Here is a 17544-nt window from a genome sequence, read left to right as displayed (position 1 = left end):
GATCAGCCCTCCCGCGCTTCGGGGACATCCCCATGTTCGAGCAATTCATCAATGCCTTCGCGCGACGACAGAAGCGTGTCCTCGTCATATTCGCGATTGACCCTGGCCGCATCGACCAGCATCCACAGCAAGAGACAGGCCGAGGCCGCCCAGGCTGCATATTCAAGTAAAATCCACATTGGGTTTCCTTTTCTCGGCCCGGGTTCAGTGATCGAATTTCTCGGCAATCACGTCGCGATATTCCTTGTCGGAGACGCGCACGAGAAAGACGAAATAGCCGATGATGACCGCCGCGGTGAGCAACAGCATCAGCGGATCGATGGAATAGTCGAACTTGGTGGTGATGATCTCGGCGGCGGTGTCGGGCGTATAGCCGAGCTTTTCCCACTGCCCCTGCATCACCTCATTTTGCTCGAGCGTTTCCCAGCTCACGGTGTCGGGCATGACATTGGTGCTCCCGGCACCGGTCAGGCCAAGGATCAGCGGCGTGAAGAGCGCCACATAGACCAGAACCAGCAGGAAGGCGGAATCGAAAAACTGCCCCGCTCCAGACTGTTTCGGGGGTTCATAACGAGGTTTCATCTGTGTCTCCCTCAGCCGCGCTTTTTGGCGGCGCGCATCTCGTCGAGATGGCGAATGTCGAGCCCGTAGATAAAGCTCTTTTCATGGCTGTAATGGCGGATCATCGCGGCGATGGCGGCGGTGTTGAACAACAGGACCAGCGCCCCCGCGATGATGAGAACCGTGGCGATGGGACCACCGCCGATGATGGCGTAGATCTGGACAAAGACAAAGAGCACGACCGCCCAGAGAACCACCACAAACGCCCAGGCGAACAGCCTGTCCCCCGCAAACATCCGTTCTATTCGGATCTTCATATCGTCAGACATCCAATTCCTCCCTTTGGATTTTCTCTGTTGGAAACTTTTTTTATTTAGAAGAATAGTTTTGCTTTGCTTAAAAAATCAACGTTTTTCTCGCAAAGCGGGCGAGACAAGCGTGTCACACAGCCCATCCGCGGGTGAGGAAACGCAAGCAACCCACTGTATCCAAAAGAAAACGGCCCGGAAACTCCGGGCCGCTCTGCGATCTCATTTGACCACAAACTGATTAAGGATTGACCAGTTAGACCCCGGCTGGATTGTCGATTTCATGGCCCATTTCGCGCAGATCGGCATAGCGGTCGCCGATCCGATGGTTCGGATGGCCGCCAATCGACGCACCGAGCGCCAGGATGATCTCGTCATCGGCGGGCGCGTCCGGCACCACCGTGTGAATGGTCTGGTAATGCGAACGCCGCCCGCCATCATCCTTATCCATCAAGGGGATGATAAGCGAAGTTCCCGCCGCGCCGCGCGTATTGGCAAAGGCGAGATAGGATTTCGCCTTGACCGCATCGCGGAATTTATTGCCGAACCACAGCGTATGGGTTAGCCCCTGCCCGTGCTCCTGCTCGCCGCCCATGCCGACCACCGAAGCCTTCCCATAGCCTTCGAGCCGGTCGCCCGTCACCGCGAGAATCATTTCGGTCAGAAGTTGGCCCAGCACCGGCCCATGTTCACGGATCTCGGGGCTGAGATCCTCGACATGGCCGCGCCCGTACCAAGGGTTGCCAATGATCGCCATGGCCGCGACCAGCGTGGTGGGCTCGGCCACCTCTTTCCAGCCTTCCTTATGGGTGGTCTGCACCGTGGTCAGGGTGCGGCGGATATCAATCGGCATGGACGAGTTCCTTGTCGGCAAAGGCGGGCATCACCCGGTCGATGAAAAGTTGCAGCGAGCGTTTCTGCTGCGCCATATCGAGCCCCATGGAGGCGTAATAGATGAAGGCATCGACACCGAGCGCCTCATAGGCGCGCAGCTTTTCGGTCACCGCCTCGGGGCTGCCGAAGGTGAGGTTTTTCTCGAGCATCTCGGGATTGACCCGCGCATTGCCCTCAAGGCTCTCGAGCGCCACCCGCTCGGGGAAGCCATTTACCACCTCGCCCGATTTGGTCATCAGATTGCCGAACTGCGCCAGCGCCACGCGCAGGCTGTCGATGGCGTTTTGCCGGTCGGCCTCGGTCTCATAGACGCAGGTGTGCCGCATCAGCGACCAGCGCCCGTCATAGCGCCCGCCGTTCTTGGCAATCGCCTCGTCGAGCCGCTGGCGATAGGCCTCGGCCTCGGACATCGGCATGGTCAGCGGCCAGCTCATGATGTTGCAGCCATGTTCCACCGCATAGTCAAAGGTGATCGGCGCCCGCGCTGCGACCCAGACCGGCACCTCGTCCTGCACCGGCTTGGGACAGGCGGTGGCGGTCGGAAACTGCCAGAACTCGCCGTCATGGGCGTAATCCCCGGCCCAGAGTTTCTGGATCACCGGCAGCGCCTCTTGCATGTAACGATAGCTGTCGCGCTGATCGAGCCCCGGTTTCATCCGGTCGAACTCGCGCTGATAGGCGCCAGAGCCGATGCCGAACTCAAGCCGCCCGCCGCTGATCAGGTCGAGAAACCCGGCCTCGCCCGCCAGGTTGATCGGGTGCCAATAGGCGGCGTTGGCCACGCCCACGCCGAGGCGGATGTTTTCCGTGTGCTCGGCCCACCATGTCAGGATCTGGAACGGGTTCGGCGCGATGGTCATCTCGATCGCATGGTGTTCCGCCGCCCAGACGATCTCGAACCCTGCGGCATCGGCCATCTTGACCATCTCGAGCGTATGGTCGCGCACCGCCGCCATATCCGTCTCCGGCGTCATCCTTTCGAGGTTAATGGCCAGGTGAAATTTCATCCCTTAATCTCCGGTCAACTCACGGCTGCCTCATGCGGCCCTCGGCATCGCAGCCCGTGTTGGCCGTTAAGGTGACACAGGCGTTGACTTCTTGAAAACGAAATGTTTTGCGGTATTAATTCGACAAATTCGAATTGAGGACCCGCCCCCATGAACATCGTCTCGCTGCGTACCTTCATCGCCATCGTCGACACCGGCAGCCTCGTGCGCGCCTCGCAAAAGATGAACGTGACCCAATCCACCGTCACCGCGCGGCTCAAGACGCTCGAAGAGGGGCTGGGGCAGATCCTGCTCAACCGCCACAAATCCGGCATCACCCTGACGCCGGCGGGCACCAAGCTCTTGCGCTATGCGCGGATCATGTCGGGGCTCTGGCGGCAGGCGCAATACGAGACCGCCCTGCCCGCCGGCCTCAGCTCGGTCTGCACCTTTGGCTGTGACCGCGAGCTTTGGCACGGGCCGGGGCGCGCCTTTCTCGACGGGGTGGTGTCGGGCCATCCCGATATGGCGGTCTCGGTCCAGCAGGGCAGCGGCCGCGATCTTGAGGATTGGCTCAACTCGGGTCAGGTCGATGTCATCATGACCTATGAGGCGGTGACAAGGGGCCGTCAGACGATCCACCCGCTGCCCGCCGAAGAATTGGTCCTCTATGCCGACAGGCCGGACGCGCCAATCGACTGTTATCCCAAGTATATTTTCGTGGATCACGGCGAGGATTACCGCCGCCAGCATGCCGAGACCTATCACGACGCGGGCATCGCCCGGATCAGTTTCGACAGCTCATGGTGGGCGTTGCAGCACCTGTTGGAGCGCGGCGGCTCGGCCTATCTGCCGCGCCCGCTGGCCGCGCCCTATGCCGCGCGGGGCGAGATACACGAGCTTTCCGCCCCGATCTATGAGCGCAAGAAATACCTGATCGTCTCGGATGAGGCGGCGGCCAGTTGGGACTGGTTCCCCGGTCTGGTGGAACGGCTGAGCACTGGGCTCGGCACTGGGCTCGGCACGGGGCTCAGCACGGAGGGCTAAGCCCCGGCGCGGCAGCGCGAGGGCATCGGCGCTTACTCGGCCTCGTCCATTTTCGTCGCATTGAGATGGGCGTAATTCTGCGGCCCGATCTTGTCGAGCAGGTCGAGCTGCGTCTCGAGAAAATCGATATGCCCCTCTTCGTCGCGCAGCAGATCGTCAAAGAGATCCTTGCTCACATGGTCGCTCACCTCTGCGCAATATTCCCGGGCCTCGCGATAGAGCTCGCGCGCCTCATGTTCCGCCGCCAGATCGCATTCGAGCGTCTCTTTCGGCGTCTCGCCAATGCGCAGCGCATCGAGCTTTTGCAGGTTCGGATGGCCCTCGAGGAAAATGATCCGCTCGATGAGCCGGTCCGCGTGGTTCATCTCTTCGATGCTTTCCTCGCGGCTTTTCTTGGCCATATGACCCAGGCCCCAGTCTTCCTGAAGCTTGTAATGCACCCAGTACTGGCTGATCGCCGTCAGCTCGCTGCGCAGTGCCCGGTTCAGATAATCGATGACTTTCGCGTCGCCTTGCATGTCTGGTCGTCCTTTGTTGTCCGCGCCCGAAGACCGCGGAGCTCCATGGGAACTTCTAGATTAGCGTTCTTGCGCATGGTGGCAAGAAAGAGCGGCATGCACCCGCCGCAATCGGCCTGTTTCCCCAAGGCGCGATAAATCTTGCCCGGCGTGATCAGCGCGGCGCTGTCCGAGGCGCGCATCCAATCGATGGCAGAGTTGATATCGCGGTCAGAGATGTTCTGGCACTGGCAGACGATCATGCGGGGCTCACTTGGTCAGGATCAGCTTTCCGGCGCGGGTGATCCGCAGCGTATAGAGCTGATCGCCCAGCTGGATACGCGCCTGATCGCCGCCCTCGGTGAGGTCGGTGGCTTTGTAGACGGGATAGGTCTCGATCGGTTCAGAGAGGATTTGCTTGGCCATCATTGTGTGACCCTTTCGGTTTGTGTCTGGCGTATCGAGATGATCCAGAAACCGTTCCAGCCCCTCCCCGGAGGCCATGCAATCGCAGGCCCCGATGAGAAGTTCGGCTCGGCTGTGAGAGGTCATCTGATACTGTGTCATTTCAGGCCTCGCGGCCTCCTTGCATCACTGGCGTCTCATCGGGCTGAGCCGGTCCCCGAGGATCGCCCCGGGCAGCTTGGCTAGACGATTCCATTTCTGATTTATTCTGTCAGATATGTCAATCCGACTTTTTTAGTCAGAATTGAAGCGTGGCGAGGTTTTCGCGCCCGCCCCCACGCGCGGGGATTTGCGCGCCCGCCACGATGCGCTAAGGCTGCGACATGGTATCGCTGTCCCAGATCGAACTGCTCCTGCCGGAGCTGCGCGCCTTTGCCCAGGCGATCGGAGACACGCGCGATGATGCCGAAGATCTGGTGCAGGATGCCATCGAACGCGCCCTGCGCGCCGCTGACCCGCCCGGCAAGCTCTCCGAGCTGCGGCCCTGGCTCTTCCGGGTGATCCGCAACCTGCATTACGACGAGCTGCGAAAAAGACGGGTGCGGCGGGAATATTTGGCCGATGCCATACGTCAGTCAGATATCGCCGCACCGCAGGCCGAGACCGAACGCGATGTGCTGTTGCGGCGGGCCTTTGACCGGCTGCCGGCGGAGCGGCGGGAGATCTTGTTTCTCGTCGATGTGCTCGGGTTGAAATACAGCGAAACGGCCGAGGTGCTCGGTCTCGCCCCCGGCACGGTGATGAGCCGCCTGAGCCGCGCCCGGCGCGCGCTTCTGGCGCTGGTCGATGGCGATGAGGCACCACAGGATGAAACGTCAGCTACGGGAAAGAGCGCAGAACATGCACGGTCTGAGTGACAAGGATTGGGAGGCGCTGAGCGCCTATCACGACGGCGAATTGCCGGCCCCGGCCCGCGCCGCGCTCGAGGCGCGGCTCGCCCAGGAACCCGCCCTCGCCCGCGCCCTGGCCGAGATCGCCGGGCTGAGCGACGGGCTGCGCCGCCTGCACCCGGTGCCACAGCCTGCCGCCGTTGCGGAGGCTCTTACGCCCGCCATCGCGCCCCCGGCCAACCTGCCCCACCCGCCGGCCCGCCTCTTGCGCTTTGGCGCCACGGCCACGGCGCTCGCCGCCTGTCTCGCGCTGGCCATCGGGCTGGCCTCGCTACTGCACGACACCGCCCCCGGCCCCCGCGCGCTCCATCAAGAGCTGAGCACGCTGGAGCTCAGCCCCGAGGCCCAGCTCACCCCCGCCGCCCTGGGCGACTGGCCCGATCTCGGCGCGGCGCGGCTCGCCCCCGTGGCACAGCGTGACCTCCCCGGTGGCACCATGGCCCATTACAGCGGGCTCAACGGCTGTCGGCTGAGCTATTTCCGCGGCCCCAACCTGCCCGCGCTGGACCGCACAGACGGCACGCCGCCTCAATCCGCCACCTGGCAGACCGCCGACGGGCTGCACCACCTGATCCTCGCCAGCGGCATGGACGCGGCCCGGTTCGACGCCATCGCCGCCTATCTCGAACATCTGAGCCGTGGCGAGGCCGGCGGCTCACAGCGCTCGGCGCTGTCGGACAAAACAAAAACCGCCACCCCATGTCTGGGGTGACGGCTCTGCCTCTGGCGCGAACAGGCTAACAGGGACACTCACCAAACGCGCCCGCGGCATCTCGGCCCGATCCGTTACTCCGGCGTCGGGAAATTCGGGCGGTCCTCGCCGTAATTGGTGGCGAGATAATCCAGAACAGCGCTGAGATCGGGCTCTTCGAGCGCGCTCATCCCCTGTTCCTCTACCATCCAGTCGAGCATCTCTTCCCAGCCCTTCCGGGTCAGCCCCTGCTGCGCCACGATCATTTCCGAATGGCACGCGGTGCAGGCATAGAACGTCTCTTCCGCGCCGGGACCCGCGACCAGCAGGCCGAACTCGTCCGACCCGGCTTCGGCGCCGGTCTCTGCACTGGCCTCAGCACTGGCCTCAGCACCGGTCTCAGCACTGGCCTCTTGCGCCGCCGCAGCCGCGCCAAAACGCATCGGCTCATCCGAATGGCTCGCCAGATAGGCGATCAGCGCCGCGCGATCCTCGGGCTTTTTCAGCCCCGGAAAGCTCATCCGCGTGCCTTTGACCTCATCCTTCGGCTTTTCCAGAAACGCACCGAGCCGCTCGGGCGACCATGCGCCGCCATACTCGCTCAGCGCGCCGGAATATTTGAACCCTTCGCGCGCCGCCACCGGGCCGCCCACGATGTCATAAAGGTTCGGACCGCTGCGCGATTTGCCGTCTTTCTCGACCGTGTGGCAGGCCTTGCACTTGCGGAAAATCTTCTCGCCTTCGGCCACATCCGCCGCTGCGAGCAATTCGTCCAGACCGGCCTGCGCAGGCAGCGCCGGCATCAGCAGCACCAGCGCGGCAAGCGCCGGGCGCGACATGGAAAACATCATCGTCATCTCCTTTGAAATGGGTGGGCGGCCGGGCCCCGTTCGGCCTGACCGCCTTACCTGTCTTGCACCTCGGCGCGCTTAGCTCACACGCAACCCGACCCGGTGCATCGTGTTGTTGAGATAGCCCTTGGGGTTCCAGTCGATGGCAAAGGGCTGCATCTCGCCGGCGCTGTCCTTGGCGCGGGCCCAAACCTCGTAATAGCCCGCCTGCGGGAATGTCACCTGCGCCCGCCAATTCTGCCAGGCCCCGGAATTGACCGGCGCGTCGAGCTCGGCTGCCTGCCATGTGGTGCCGAAATCGATGGAAATCTCGAGCGCCTCAACCGTCCGGTCGCCCGACCAGGCATGGCCGCGCACCTCGGTCTCGGTGCCGATCTCGGCCCCGTTCGCCGGGTGGGTGATCAGCGATTTCACCGGCATCCGCTCGATGATGACGAAATCCTCGGTCTCGACCTTTTCGCCCGGCGCCACAGGACGGTTCGGCAGGCGATAGGCGGTGCCGGTCATCTTCGGCCCGTCATGCACCACATCGCGCAGCTCGATCCGGGTGAGCCATTTCTGCGCCGTCGACGCAGGCCAACCCGGCACCACGAGACGCAGCGGCGCGCCGTTCATCGGGTGCAGCTCGGCTCCGTTCATCTCGAAGGCGATCAGGATAATGTCGGTCATCGCCTTGGCAATCGGCATGCCGCGCGAAATCGGCAGCTTCTCCGGGTCGCCCGAGAGATGCGTATCGGCGCCGTAATGCGCGGTATAGACCACGTTCGACTGCACCCCCGCCTTCTCGAGCACATCCTTGAGCCGCACGCCGGTCCACTCGGAACAGCCCACCGCGCCATAGGTCCATTGGTTGCCCTTCGCCGGCGGATCAAAGGCCGCCCGCCCATTGCCGCCGCATTCGAGCGTCAGCGCCATGGTGACCACTTCGAACTGATCGCGCAGGTCCTGAATGCTGAGCTCGAGCGGCGTGTCGACAAACCCGTCAATGGTGAGCGTCCAGCTCGCCGCATCCACCTCTTCGGGCGGGATGCCGTTGTTGCGGATGAAATGCCGGTTGGTCGGCGTGATCGCATCGTCGAGCAGCTCGGGCGGCGTCTCGGCATTGACCGGCCGGTCATTGAGCAGCGTCAGACCGTCCTTGCCGACGAGCACATCCTCCTGCGCCATGGCGGCGGGGACAAAGCCGATGGGCATGTTGCGATGGAACGGGATCGAGGTGCCGACCATGGCCGCCATCGTGGCGAGTCCGGTGTTGCGCAGAAAGCCGCGCCGGTCGGGATTGGCCACCCGGCCAAAGAATTCGCGATCCGCGCGCTCGGGGTCTTGGGCGAAAAACTCGCGCAGGCTGCGGGGTTTCTGATCTTGGTCTGACATGGTCACCTCCCTGAATTGATCCGCGACGGCATGCCATCGGATACCGCCATTCAGGTAAGAGACGCCCCGCCCCCCGCGATTATTCCGCGGCCTGCGATTTTTTTTCGCATCCCGCCGTTTTTTTGGGCGCACCTCTCTGCAGACCGCCCGCAGCACCCTGATCCCCCCAACGCAAAAGGCCGCCGGATCGCCCCGGCGGCCCCAAAACCTCACTGACCGCGATCTCAGTCGCAGGCGGCGGTCACGATCATCTCGACCTTGAGCGTCTCCCGGGCAAGCTTGGCCTCGCCACAGGCGCGCGCCGGCGCATGACCTGCGGGCACCCAGGCGTCCCAGACCGCGTTCATCTCGGCGAAATCGGCCATATCCGACAGCCAGATCACCACTTGCAGCATCTTCTCGGGCGACGAGCCCGCCTTGTCCAGCAGCGTCTCGATGCGCGAGATACAGTCACGGGTCTGTTCGGCCACGGTGTCCCCGTCGCCCACCTGACCACAGAGATAGGCCACGCCATTATGCTTGACGATCTTGCTCATGCGGGTCGCGGTGTCGATACGTTCGATCAATGGGTCTCTCCTTGAATTGGGGCAAATCCTTCGCCCTCTTGCATCTGCGCCAACTCGCCCAGGGTGACGGGCTTAATCGGCGCGCGAATTCGGTAATAGCCGGTCTCATCCTCGGACCGCCCGTTTGCCTCGGCCAGTAGCGCGGTCACGGTCAAGCCGCAATAGCGCCCCTGACAGGGGCCCATGCCCGGACGGCCAAAGGCCTTGGCCTGATTGGGCCCGAGACAGCCGAGCCGCGCATAGGCGCGAATGTCGCCGGCGCTGATCTCTTCACAGCGGCAGATGGTCACCGCATCCTCAGGGCAGAGCGCGCCGTCGTAGGGCGGATAGGCCGCGTCGAGAAAGGGCCGCGCCGCCAGTTCTCCCCGGCTCGCCCGGCGCAGCGGTACAGCCCGTAGATCGCGGTCACCCGTCGTGATCTTGCCCGCCGCGCAGGCGATATCGAGCGCCGCCAGACGCCCGGCGATCTCGGCCTGTTTCGCGCCGCCGATCCCCGTGCCGTCGCCCGCCATCCAGATGCCCGGCTGCCTTGTCGCGCCCCAGGCGTCGCATTGCGGCAGAAATGCCCGCTGCCCCCGGTCCCAGCGATGCGCGATGCCAATCGACCGCGCCGCCTGCGTGTTGGGCACCACCCCGTGATGCAAAAGCACCGTGTCGCACTCGATGCGATGCGCCTGCCCGCGCGCGGTGAACCGCACCGCCTCGGCGACCTCGGCCCCCTCGATGGCAATCTCGCGCGCGCCCCGGTAGCGCACCACCCCGGCGCGGCGGATCTCCGCGAGCATCCTTGCCCCCTTGAGCAGATAGCGCCAGCCGCGCAGCGCCCCCGGCAGATGCCACAGCGCCCCGGTGAAATCCTGCCGCGTCTGGGTTTCGACCAGCGCCAGCGGCGGCACGCCCGCCCGCACCATCTGCGCCGCGATGAGATAGAGCAGCGGCCCCGACCCCACCAGAACCGCCCGCCGCGCCACCATCCCCGACGCCTTGAGCAGGATCTGCCCCGCCCCGGCGGTCATCACCCCCGGCAGGGTCCAGCCCGGCATCGGCATTGGCCGCTCCAGCGCCCCGGTCGCGATCAAGAGCCGCGCGCCATGGATCTGCATCGCCCGCCCCTCGCGGGTGCAGGAAACCGAAATCCCCTCTGCCGCCTCCTCGATGGCCCAGACCACCGTGCCCGCCATATGGCTGATCCCCGGCACGTGGATGCCGCGCACGAGATCAATGCCGTGCGTGTAATCCGCCCCGAGGATAGCGCCCCGCCGCGCCGCAGCCCGCTCCACATCGCGGTAAATCTGGCCGCCCGCACGCGGCTGTTCATCCAAAAGCGCCACCGAAAGACCGGCCTCCGCCGCCTCACGCGCCGCCGCCAGCCCCGCAGGCCCGGCCCCCAAAACGATCAGATCATAGCGCATCCTGGCCCTCCCGGCGTTGATGCGCGGGCCGGATATCGAGCCCCGCGCGCACCTCGATCATGCAGGCCTGCCGCGCCACGCCCTCGATCTCGACCAGACAGTCGAAACAGGCACCCATCATGCAAAATGGCCCGCGCGGCGCCCCCGACACCGGCGTGTCGCGAAACCGGTCGATCCCCGCCGCCAGCAGCGCCGCCGCCAGGTTCGCCCCCTCGGGCAGATCGAGCGGCGCGCCGTCCCAATGCACGGTGACGGTGTCGCCCGCCTCAAACCTCTCAAAGCGTGAAACGGTCTTCACTGAACACCTCCAGATTGGGCGCGGCCTCGGTCGCGTCGAGCCACTCGGGCAGGAACCGCGCATGAGCCGCAGAGAGCGTGATACCGCTGTGACAGGTGACCAGATAGGCCCCCGGCATCTCGCGGCTCTGTTGATAGATGGGCAGCCCGTCCGGCGTCAGAATGCGCAGCGCCGCCCAGCTCCGGACGAGCTGCGCCCGCGCCAGAAACGGATAGGCCGCCACCGCCTCGGCGGCGAGATGCGCCACCCCCGGCGTGGTCACCCGGTCGTCATGGCCCACCTCTTCATTGGTGGCACCGATCTGAATACCGCCCTCATCCACCTGCCGCGCGATGAGCGAGGGCCGGTTGATCATCTTTGGCAGTTTCTCGGTGATCAGAACCTGCCCGCGCTGCGGCCTGACCGGCGCCTTGAAGCCAAGCTGCGGCCCGATCTGCGCCGCACCAAGCCCGGCGGTCACCACCACCTTGCCCGCCTCAACCACCGTGCCATCGTCGCAAGTCAGGCGAAACCCATCGGGCTTGGCCGCCTCGACGACCCGTCGGCCATTGACCACCCGGCCGCCCCGCTTGCGCACCCCATCCGCCAGCGCCACCAAGAGGCGCAGCGGGTTGGTATGCCCATCCTGATGATGCAAGATCGCCGCCGCCACCTTGGGACCAAGATGCGGCTCTTCCCGGCGCAGCGCATTGCCACGCAAAATCTCATAGGGATAATTGCCGCCAAGCTTGGATTTGAGCGTCTCATATTGCGCGACGGTCTTCTCCAGCGTCTCATCCGAGAAATGCAGATCGAGCCCGCCGCTCTGATCGAGCGGAATGTCGCGCCCGGTCTCCTCCGCGAGCTCTGCGGCATAGCCCGCCCAGGCCGCCGCCGAGCCTTGCGACCATTCGGCATAGCGCGGCTGGTTCATGCCCTTGGACTGCACCCAGACGAGACCGAAATTGCCCCGGCTCGCGCGAAACGCCCCGTCCTCGCCGTCGATCACGATGACCTTGTGACCCCGGCCCAACAGGCCCCAGGCCACCGACAGCCCGACGATGCCCCCGCCAATGATCGCGTAATCCGCCTGCATTCCGGGCGTCCCCCCAGCTTGACCTTGATTGAAAACGGGACGGCATGGTGCACGCCGCCCCGCGTCTCTTATGGCTTACCTGTTGATCTGATCAAGAATGCCCTGGCCCCATTCGGCCCCCACATCCTCGAGAACCACGGGCCAGACCTCGGCGCGGATCTTGTCGGACATCGCCTTGAGCTGCTCATCGCTGAGCGTCACCACCTCGGCGCCCAGCTCATCGGCGAGCTTGGCTTCCCATGTGCCCTGATCTTCTTCGGCCACGGTCCAGCGCTTGGCCTCAAACTCGGCCGCCGCGGTCTTGAGCGCCTCCTGATCCTCGGCATCGAGATCGGCGAGCGAGGCGTTGGAAATGATCATATACCAGACTTCGAAATGGGTGTTGGCCGGGATATAGGTCTTGGTCACATCGCGGAACGAGGCGTAATAGCCCTCGGCCCCCGACCCGATCACCCCATCGACCACACCGGTCTGGATCGAGGTGAAGGCCTCGGAGAACGGGATGGGCGACGGGATATAGCCCAACGCCTCACCGGTGAGCTGAAAGCTCTTGATCCCCGGCACCCGCACCTTGATGCCGTTCTTCTGCGACGGATCGCCGGGATGCACCGCCTCTGTGTTGAGGGAAATCCCGCCGAAATAGACCGGATAGGCCGCCAGCATGGTGATGTCCTGCGCCTGATAGAGCTCGGCCATCACATTGCGCACCGGGCCATCGGGCCCATAGATCGCCCGCGCCTCGTCCCAGGTGTTGGCAAGATAGGGGAACGAGCTGATCTGCATCCGCCGGTCGGCCCCGGCCCCGGCGGGCTGGGTCGCCATGTCGATCGCACCGACGCTCACCCGCTCTTGCACCGTGGTGTAATCGCCGAGCGCCGAGGCCGGGAAAATGCGGATCGTCACATCGCCTGCGGTGGCCGTCTCGACATCGGCGGCGAAGGCGCGCAATTCCTTGTCGATCGTGGTGTCTTGCGGGCGCACATGGCTCATCTTGAGACCGGCAGCCTGGGCCATCCCCGCCAGCGCCATCAGCGCCGCCACAGCCGTTCCAGTCATAAAGCGTTTCATGGGTATACCTCCTGTAGGTGTTGGTTTTTTTTGCAGATCAGTAGCCGAACAGCCGCGGCAAAAAGAGCGACAGATCGGGCCAAAGAGACGTGAGGAACACAACCGGCACATATCCGGTGACAATCAGGATCATCGCGGGCTTGATCACCTTGGTGACCTTCACCTTGCCGATCCGCGCCCCGAGATAGAGGATCGACGCATAGGGCGGCGTCACCCCGCCCATCGCCGTGTTGACCCCCATGATCGCGGCGAACTGCACCGGGCTCACCCCGATGGCATTCATCAAGGGCAGCAACAGCGGCGCAATCAGGATGATCGCGGTCACGTCATTGACCACCATGCCGACGAGAAAGAGCAGGATGTTGATGAGGATGAGCAGCAGAACCTTGTTCTCGGTGATGCCGAAAATGGCGCTGACGAGCTGTTGGGGAATGCTCTCATAGACATACATCTGGCCGAGGATCATCGAGAAGAGGATCATCACCATGATTGCCCCCACCGCCGTCGCGGCCTCTTTGCCCGACAGAAGGAAGGTCTCCCAGTTGAGCCCCTTGTAGACGAAGAACCCGACCGGGATCGCATAGATCACCGAAATCGCCGCCGCCTCGGTGGGCGTCATGATGCCGCCATAGATGCCGCCCAGAATGATCACCGGCATGAAGAGCGCCGGCATCGCATAGACGCCGCGCCGCCCGACCTCACCGGCGAACTCGCCGAAATTGGGCTTTTCATCAAGCTTCAGGTCGAACTTGCGCGACATGAAGATGTTGACCACCGAAAAGTTGAACATGATGAGCAGCCCCGGCCCCAGCGTCGCCAGAAAACAGGCAAGGATCGAGGTGTCGGTGACCCAGCCATAGACGATCATCGTGACCGACGGCGGGATCAGCAGGCCAAGGATCGAACTGTTGGCAATGAGCGCCGTGGCATATTCCCGTGGGTAGCCGCGCTTTTCCATCTCCGGGATGAGCAGCGGCCCGATGGCCGCAATCCCGGTGAGACCCGAGCCCGAGATCGCGCCAATCACCGCACAGGACACCGCCGCCACCACGCCAAGCCCGCCCCGGACATGGCCGATGAACGCGTTGACGAATTTGAGCAACGCCGCCGCGATGCCGCTCGCCGACATGATGGTGCCCGCCAGGACAAAGAGAGGAATGGCCAGAAGCACCGGGTTGCCCAGCTGCTGCACCCCCCAGAGCATCATGCCCCGCATCGTCACATCGCCGATGAAATACATCACCATCAGCGCCGCGCCGAAACAATAGGGCAGCGGCACGCCCAGCGTCAGGGTGATCACCAGGACCGCAATGGCCAAAAGTGCGATCTCGATCATTGCGGCTCTCCTTTGGCCAGGTCGCGGATATGGCGGATCATGTGCCAGACCGTGTAGACCATCATCAGCGTCAGCCCGACGACCAGCGCCACATCAGAATAAAAGGTCGGAATGTAGAGCGTCGGGCTCTCCTTCCAGATGCGCCAGGCATAGCGGGTGAACTCCCAGGCCCAGCTCAGCAGCCAGAGCCCGACGATCAGGCTAATCACTTCGCCGATGATCGCGAGGATGCGATGCTGACGCGGCGTGGTGAGCCAGATTTCAAGGACATTGGCGCGGATATGCGTGTTCTCGCGCGACGCGTTCACCGCGCCGAGGATATAGAGCCAGACGGTCGGATAGAGCATCGTCTCTTCCAGCCCCATCACCGGCACCTGAAAGACATAGCGGGTGATCACCTGCACGAACTGGCCGAGCGCCACAAAGACGATCAGCCCGGTCAGCAGGTATTTCGAAAATTGATCCATGGCCCCTCCGATTCCCCGTTGGCGCTCTGCGGCGCTGGTTGTCGGCGATATCACTGGACGAGGCCCATCAAATCAATTTAAAAAATATTGTGAATCCATCAACTCAATTTATGGGGTGTCATGAACCTGTCGATCCGCCAAATCGCCACCTTCCGCGAAGTCATGCGCAGCGGCTCGATCTCGCAGGCCGCGCGCAGCGTCGGCCGCACCCAGCCCGCCGTCTCCGCCATGATCGGCACGCTCGAGGACGCGCTGGGCTTTGCCCTCTTCATCCGCGAACATGGCAAGCTCACCCCGACCCCCGAAGCCCAGTTTTTCCTGGAAGAATGCGACGCGATCCTCGCCCGGCTCGACCGCACCAAGGACACGCTGCGCCGGATGAAAACGTTAGAGACCGGCACGCTGCGCATCGCCTGCCACCCCGCCGCCTCGAGCCGCTTTCTCCCCGGTCTGCTCACCCGGTTTCTGGCCGACAAGCCCGAGGTCGAGACCGCCTTCATCATGCGCTCCTCCGGGGTGATCGAGGATCTCATCGCCTCGCAGCAATATGATCTGGCGCTGGCCGAAACGCCCCAGCCCCGCGCCTCGATCCGGCAGGTGGATTTCGACATGGATCACGTCTGCATCCTGCGCCAGGACGACCCGCTCGCCGCCCGCGACGAGCTCAGCCCCGCCGATCTCGCTGACCGCCCGCTGGCGCTGCTCTTTGACGACCATCCGGCCACCATCGCCACCGACGCGGTCTTTCGCGCCTGCGCCATCCGCTACCGCCGCCGGTTTGAACTGCGCACCTATCAATCGGGCCTGCCCTTCGTCGAGGAAGGGCTCTGCTACATGATCTGCGACCTGATCACCGCCTATAGCCAGATCCACCAACGCCCCGAAAGCAACCTCACCATCCGCCGCTTCCGCCCCCGCGTCCATGGCAGCATCTCGATCCTCTCCCCCGGCTACACCACCCCCACCCTCCTCGCCCGCAGCTTCCACCAATCCCTCACCGAAGCCCTGCACCAAATGCAACGCGAGATGTCTGAAGTGGTGGGGGGATGAGGGCGCACACGCGCTGAACCGCGGGGCGTTCTACACACTCTTCAGCTTCGTAAAACATGGTGACTGGGGGCGGAATCGAAACACCGACTCAAGGATTTTCAAAGAGGACTCAAAGCCTAGTATTTATTGAATAAAATATGAACTGAACGGTGCACGAGGATAATTCGTCTTCTGCTCGCACCCCCAGAAACCTTGTGATCAAAACCCTGATTACTCCTAAAGGGGTCAGGGTTCTGGTTTGCTTAACTACAAGCTCATGTCGAAACATCAATTACTATTAGTATTCTTCACAACATGAAAATGCAGAGTTTGCGGTAAAGCCTTCCCCATCAAGACAGATGACGGAAATGAAAAATGGGCAACTCACTGTGAGAAGCGTGTCAGATGGCCTCGTTCCGGCGCTAAGATGTAGTCGAGGTCACGGATTATGGAGGATTTTAGTTGAAAAAACCGAAGACTACTGCCGTAGCACTTTTCAACTACGCCCATTCATACGCTCAGTCGGCTGTGACGTTGGAGGACAACCAGACAGAGGCAACACATTGGAATGCTCCAGTTTACTTCCTCTACTTCCTCTACTTCCACGCCATCGAACTGTACCTTAAGGCGCTTTTGGTCAGCTTTGGCCTTGACCTTGATGAACTGCGGAAGACCTACGGCCACCGTGTCAGACCGCTTGCGGAACTTTGCCAGAAGCAAGGTCTGCAACTAAGCCTAGACGCAGAACAGGCAATCGACCTGATGTCCGACACGGATAACGTCATCACCTCTCGATACATCCGTGTTGGGAAACACAAGCGTCTCCCCTTCTCGGTCTACTACGAGTTGTGTCTATCCTTACACGAACAGATTGGCAGGAAGGTCTACCAGGACAGTAGCGTGACGGGTCGCCCGGTGCTCAAACGGGCAGACTAAAACGAGACTACGCCCAGCCGGGCGCTCTCGTCGTTCCGATAAACATCAATTTTTCTTATGTAAAAATGGTGCCCGGGGGCTGCTTAGGTTTCCCGTTCAGCTCCCGTTACAGGCATCTGATCTGCTGACTGCCTCAGTGAAACAAGGGGTATCAGCAGAAGACTCCGAGGGTCAACAGGCACGATATGTCCTACGGTCTGTCCTACGATGCAGGCCGAGTGGTCCTCTAGGGTATACGAGGGGTTGACGGGGGCAGGAGCTGTCTCAGGCGAAGACCACCGACTAGGTGAACGGTGGCTATGGTCTGTCATGTGGGGGTAGTCCTACCTTTTTTGCTATCTCATCACCCCACCGGGGGGGAAGACAGGTATGGCCACCGTTAGAGAGGCACTCAGATTTTTGCTATCAAATCGGATCAGAAGCAGGTGCTATCTAGGTGGCGTATGCCTCCACGCTCTCCCTCCTTGTTCACACTGACGCCTGCACAGAGTTCGTGGTCGGTGGACTACCTACCTGCCTCCATCTCGGCGGGATCATTGTGTAGTCTTTAGGTAGGGGGGCACTGGTGCAGCTCAAGGAACACAGGAGATCACCTGTAGTGTAACTAAGAGGTTAACCTTGGGTATCACTTATCATAAGGGGGGTAAAACTCCCCCTCCGTCTAAGCCCTTGTTTTCTAACATGGTAATGGACCATGCCACATCACCATCCCAGCAGCTCCGAGGCGCTGGTCTTTGATGATGGCCGGGTGAAAAACGCCAGCTACGACGCCTCCGAGGGTTTCGGCCTGCGC

At 62.7% G+C, this 17544-nt stretch carries 22 protein-coding genes; 5 read left to right on the top strand and 17 right to left on the bottom strand.

Going from position 1 to position 17544, the window contains the following annotated elements; all coding sequences use genetic code 11:
• Positions 1-2 precede the first annotated feature (2 nt).
• From WA237_RS05485 to WA237_RS05465, 5 genes are all read right to left on the bottom strand, one after another.
• Positions 3-179 (bottom strand): hypothetical protein, encoded by a 177-nt coding sequence (locus tag WA237_RS05485; protein ID WP_009812222.1) that lies wholly within the window; start codon positions 177-179, stop codon positions 3-5.
• A gap of 25 nt (positions 180-204) precedes the next feature.
• Entirely contained in the window at positions 205-582 is a 378-nt protein-coding gene (locus WA237_RS05480) for a hypothetical protein (protein WP_009812223.1), read from the bottom strand.
• Between the two features lie 11 nt (positions 583-593).
• Positions 594-890, bottom strand: a complete 297-nt coding sequence (locus WA237_RS05475) for a hypothetical protein (RefSeq protein WP_246557911.1) — start codon at positions 888-890, stop codon at positions 594-596.
• A gap of 235 nt (positions 891-1125) precedes the next feature.
• Positions 1126-1722 (bottom strand): amino acid synthesis family protein, encoded by a 597-nt coding sequence (locus tag WA237_RS05470; RefSeq protein WP_336096955.1) that lies wholly within the window; start codon positions 1720-1722, stop codon positions 1126-1128.
• Complete coding sequence (locus WA237_RS05465; RefSeq protein ID WP_336096954.1) at positions 1712-2770, bottom strand: LLM class flavin-dependent oxidoreductase; 1059 nt, start codon at positions 2768-2770, stop codon at positions 1712-1714. Before WA237_RS05465 ends, WA237_RS05470 begins: the two co-directional genes overlap by 11 nt.
• Before the next feature lie 150 nt (positions 2771-2920).
• On the opposite strand from WA237_RS05465, the gene WA237_RS05460 reads away from it, so the two are divergent.
• A complete protein-coding gene (locus WA237_RS05460) occupies positions 2921-3796 on the top strand; it encodes a LysR family transcriptional regulator (protein WP_336096953.1) in 876 nt (291 codons plus the stop codon).
• A gap of 32 nt (positions 3797-3828) precedes the next feature.
• On the opposite strand, the gene bfr is transcribed toward WA237_RS05460, so the two are convergent.
• The 3 genes from bfr to hemP are packed head-to-tail and all read right to left on the bottom strand — an operon-like array spanning position 3829 to position 4722.
• A complete protein-coding gene (bfr, locus tag WA237_RS05455) occupies positions 3829-4314 on the bottom strand; it encodes a bacterioferritin (RefSeq protein ID WP_009812228.1) in 486 nt (161 codons plus the stop codon).
• Positions 4281-4556 (bottom strand): (2Fe-2S)-binding protein, encoded by a 276-nt coding sequence (locus WA237_RS05450; RefSeq protein ID WP_009812229.1) that lies wholly within the window; start codon positions 4554-4556, stop codon positions 4281-4283. The genes bfr and WA237_RS05450 overlap by 34 nt, the downstream gene beginning before the upstream one ends.
• 7 nt (positions 4557-4563) lie before the next feature.
• The gene (hemP, locus tag WA237_RS05445; RefSeq protein WP_083780950.1) at positions 4564-4722 is read right to left on the bottom strand and encodes a hemin uptake protein HemP; all 159 of its coding nucleotides are present in this window, start codon (positions 4720-4722) and stop codon (positions 4564-4566) included.
• A gap of 359 nt (positions 4723-5081) precedes the next feature.
• Here hemP and WA237_RS05440 point away from each other — a divergent pair, with 359 nt between their 5' ends.
• Positions 5082-5615 (top strand): RNA polymerase sigma factor, encoded by a 534-nt coding sequence (locus WA237_RS05440; RefSeq protein WP_336096952.1) that lies wholly within the window; start codon positions 5082-5084, stop codon positions 5613-5615.
• Positions 5599-6360: a hypothetical protein gene (locus WA237_RS05435; RefSeq protein WP_336096951.1), complete on the top strand. Its 762-nt coding sequence runs from the start codon at positions 5599-5601 to the stop codon at positions 6358-6360. The genes WA237_RS05440 and WA237_RS05435 overlap by 17 nt, the downstream gene beginning before the upstream one ends.
• A 74-nt stretch (positions 6361-6434) precedes the next feature.
• Here WA237_RS05435 and WA237_RS05430 read toward each other — a convergent pair whose 3' ends face one another.
• From WA237_RS05430 to WA237_RS05390, 9 genes are all read right to left on the bottom strand, one after another.
• Positions 6435-7196: a c-type cytochrome gene (locus tag WA237_RS05430; RefSeq protein WP_336096950.1), complete on the bottom strand. Its 762-nt coding sequence runs from the start codon at positions 7194-7196 to the stop codon at positions 6435-6437.
• A gap of 72 nt (positions 7197-7268) precedes the next feature.
• The gene (locus WA237_RS05425; RefSeq protein WP_336096949.1) at positions 7269-8564 is read right to left on the bottom strand and encodes a sulfite oxidase; all 1296 of its coding nucleotides are present in this window, start codon (positions 8562-8564) and stop codon (positions 7269-7271) included.
• A 224-nt stretch (positions 8565-8788) separates the two neighbouring features.
• The gene (locus tag WA237_RS05420) at positions 8789-9130 is read right to left on the bottom strand and encodes a RidA family protein (RefSeq protein WP_009812235.1); all 342 of its coding nucleotides are present in this window, start codon (positions 9128-9130) and stop codon (positions 8789-8791) included.
• On the bottom strand, positions 9127-10542 hold the full coding sequence (locus WA237_RS05415) for an FAD/NAD(P)-dependent oxidoreductase (RefSeq protein WP_336096948.1): 1416 nt from the start codon (positions 10540-10542) through the stop codon (positions 9127-9129). Before WA237_RS05415 ends, WA237_RS05420 begins: the two co-directional genes overlap by 4 nt.
• Positions 10532-10840, bottom strand: a complete 309-nt coding sequence (locus tag WA237_RS05410; protein WP_336096947.1) for a (2Fe-2S)-binding protein — start codon at positions 10838-10840, stop codon at positions 10532-10534. Before WA237_RS05410 ends, WA237_RS05415 begins: the two co-directional genes overlap by 11 nt.
• Positions 10818-11915, bottom strand: coding sequence for an NAD(P)/FAD-dependent oxidoreductase (locus WA237_RS05405; RefSeq protein ID WP_336096946.1), 1098 nt, complete (start codon positions 11913-11915; stop codon positions 10818-10820). The genes WA237_RS05410 and WA237_RS05405 overlap by 23 nt, the downstream gene beginning before the upstream one ends.
• A 75-nt stretch (positions 11916-11990) precedes the next feature.
• Complete coding sequence (gene dctP, locus WA237_RS05400) at positions 11991-12983, bottom strand: TRAP transporter substrate-binding protein DctP (RefSeq protein ID WP_336096945.1); 993 nt, start codon at positions 12981-12983, stop codon at positions 11991-11993.
• 37 nt (positions 12984-13020) lie between these two features.
• Positions 13021-14319, bottom strand: coding sequence for a TRAP transporter large permease (locus WA237_RS05395; protein ID WP_009812240.1), 1299 nt, complete (start codon positions 14317-14319; stop codon positions 13021-13023).
• On the bottom strand, positions 14316-14786 hold the full coding sequence (locus WA237_RS05390; RefSeq protein WP_009812241.1) for a TRAP transporter small permease: 471 nt from the start codon (positions 14784-14786) through the stop codon (positions 14316-14318). The genes WA237_RS05395 and WA237_RS05390 overlap by 4 nt, the downstream gene beginning before the upstream one ends.
• Positions 14787-14906: 120 nt before the next feature.
• On the opposite strand from WA237_RS05390, the gene WA237_RS05385 reads away from it, so the two are divergent.
• Both WA237_RS05385 and WA237_RS05380 read left to right on the top strand, forming a co-directional pair.
• Positions 14907-15836 (top strand): LysR family transcriptional regulator, encoded by a 930-nt coding sequence (locus tag WA237_RS05385; RefSeq protein WP_336096944.1) that lies wholly within the window; start codon positions 14907-14909, stop codon positions 15834-15836.
• Positions 15837-16277: 441 nt separating this feature from the next.
• Positions 16278-16751: a hypothetical protein gene (locus WA237_RS05380; protein ID WP_336096943.1), complete on the top strand. Its 474-nt coding sequence runs from the start codon at positions 16278-16280 to the stop codon at positions 16749-16751.
• The last annotated feature ends 793 nt before the right edge of the window (positions 16752-17544 follow it).

It is taken from the genome of Roseovarius sp. CH_XMU1461, from assembly GCF_037027165.1.
In the GTDB taxonomy this organism is placed as follows: domain Bacteria; phylum Pseudomonadota; class Alphaproteobacteria; order Rhodobacterales; family Rhodobacteraceae; genus Roseovarius; species Roseovarius nubinhibens.
The sequence above is the reverse complement of the archived record's forward strand: the minus strand, read 5'-3'. Positions and strand labels throughout refer to the sequence as shown.

What these genes read in the sequence shown, in the direction of transcription:
- WA237_RS05425 (WP_336096949.1), bottom strand. Translation starts at nt 8,564, where the DNA reads ATGTCAGACCAAGATCAGAAACCCCGCAGCCTGCGCGAGTTTTTCGCC.
- WA237_RS05385 (WP_336096944.1), top strand. Translation starts at nt 14,907, where the DNA reads ATGAACCTGTCGATCCGCCAAATCGCCACCTTCCGCGAAGTCATGCGC.
- WA237_RS05390 (WP_009812241.1), bottom strand. Translation starts at nt 14,786, where the DNA reads ATGGATCAATTTTCGAAATACCTGCTGACCGGGCTGATCGTCTTTGTG.
- hemP (WP_083780950.1), bottom strand. Translation starts at nt 4,722, where the DNA reads ATGATGGCCAAGCAAATCCTCTCTGAACCGATCGAGACCTATCCCGTC.
- WA237_RS05440 (WP_336096952.1), top strand. Translation starts at nt 5,082, where the DNA reads ATGGTATCGCTGTCCCAGATCGAACTGCTCCTGCCGGAGCTGCGCGCC.
- WA237_RS05460 (WP_336096953.1), top strand. Translation starts at nt 2,921, where the DNA reads ATGAACATCGTCTCGCTGCGTACCTTCATCGCCATCGTCGACACCGGC.
- WA237_RS05395 (WP_009812240.1), bottom strand. Translation starts at nt 14,319, where the DNA reads ATGATCGAGATCGCACTTTTGGCCATTGCGGTCCTGGTGATCACCCTG.
- WA237_RS05435 (WP_336096951.1), top strand. Translation starts at nt 5,599, where the DNA reads ATGCACGGTCTGAGTGACAAGGATTGGGAGGCGCTGAGCGCCTATCAC.
- WA237_RS05465 (WP_336096954.1), bottom strand. Translation starts at nt 2,770, where the DNA reads ATGAAATTTCACCTGGCCATTAACCTCGAAAGGATGACGCCGGAGACG.
- WA237_RS05475 (WP_246557911.1), bottom strand. Translation starts at nt 890, where the DNA reads ATGTCTGACGATATGAAGATCCGAATAGAACGGATGTTTGCGGGGGAC.
- WA237_RS05415 (WP_336096948.1), bottom strand. Translation starts at nt 10,542, where the DNA reads ATGCGCTATGATCTGATCGTTTTGGGGGCCGGGCCTGCGGGGCTGGCG.
- bfr (WP_009812228.1), bottom strand. Translation starts at nt 4,314, where the DNA reads ATGCAAGGCGACGCGAAAGTCATCGATTATCTGAACCGGGCACTGCGC.
- WA237_RS05480 (WP_009812223.1), bottom strand. Translation starts at nt 582, where the DNA reads ATGAAACCTCGTTATGAACCCCCGAAACAGTCTGGAGCGGGGCAGTTT.
- dctP (WP_336096945.1), bottom strand. Translation starts at nt 12,983, where the DNA reads ATGAAACGCTTTATGACTGGAACGGCTGTGGCGGCGCTGATGGCGCTG.
- WA237_RS05430 (WP_336096950.1), bottom strand. Translation starts at nt 7,196, where the DNA reads ATGACGATGATGTTTTCCATGTCGCGCCCGGCGCTTGCCGCGCTGGTG.
- WA237_RS05470 (WP_336096955.1), bottom strand. Translation starts at nt 1,722, where the DNA reads ATGCCGATTGATATCCGCCGCACCCTGACCACGGTGCAGACCACCCAT.
- WA237_RS05485 (WP_009812222.1), bottom strand. Translation starts at nt 179, where the DNA reads ATGTGGATTTTACTTGAATATGCAGCCTGGGCGGCCTCGGCCTGTCTC.
- WA237_RS05405 (WP_336096946.1), bottom strand. Translation starts at nt 11,915, where the DNA reads ATGCAGGCGGATTACGCGATCATTGGCGGGGGCATCGTCGGGCTGTCG.
- WA237_RS05450 (WP_009812229.1), bottom strand. Translation starts at nt 4,556, where the DNA reads ATGATCGTCTGCCAGTGCCAGAACATCTCTGACCGCGATATCAACTCT.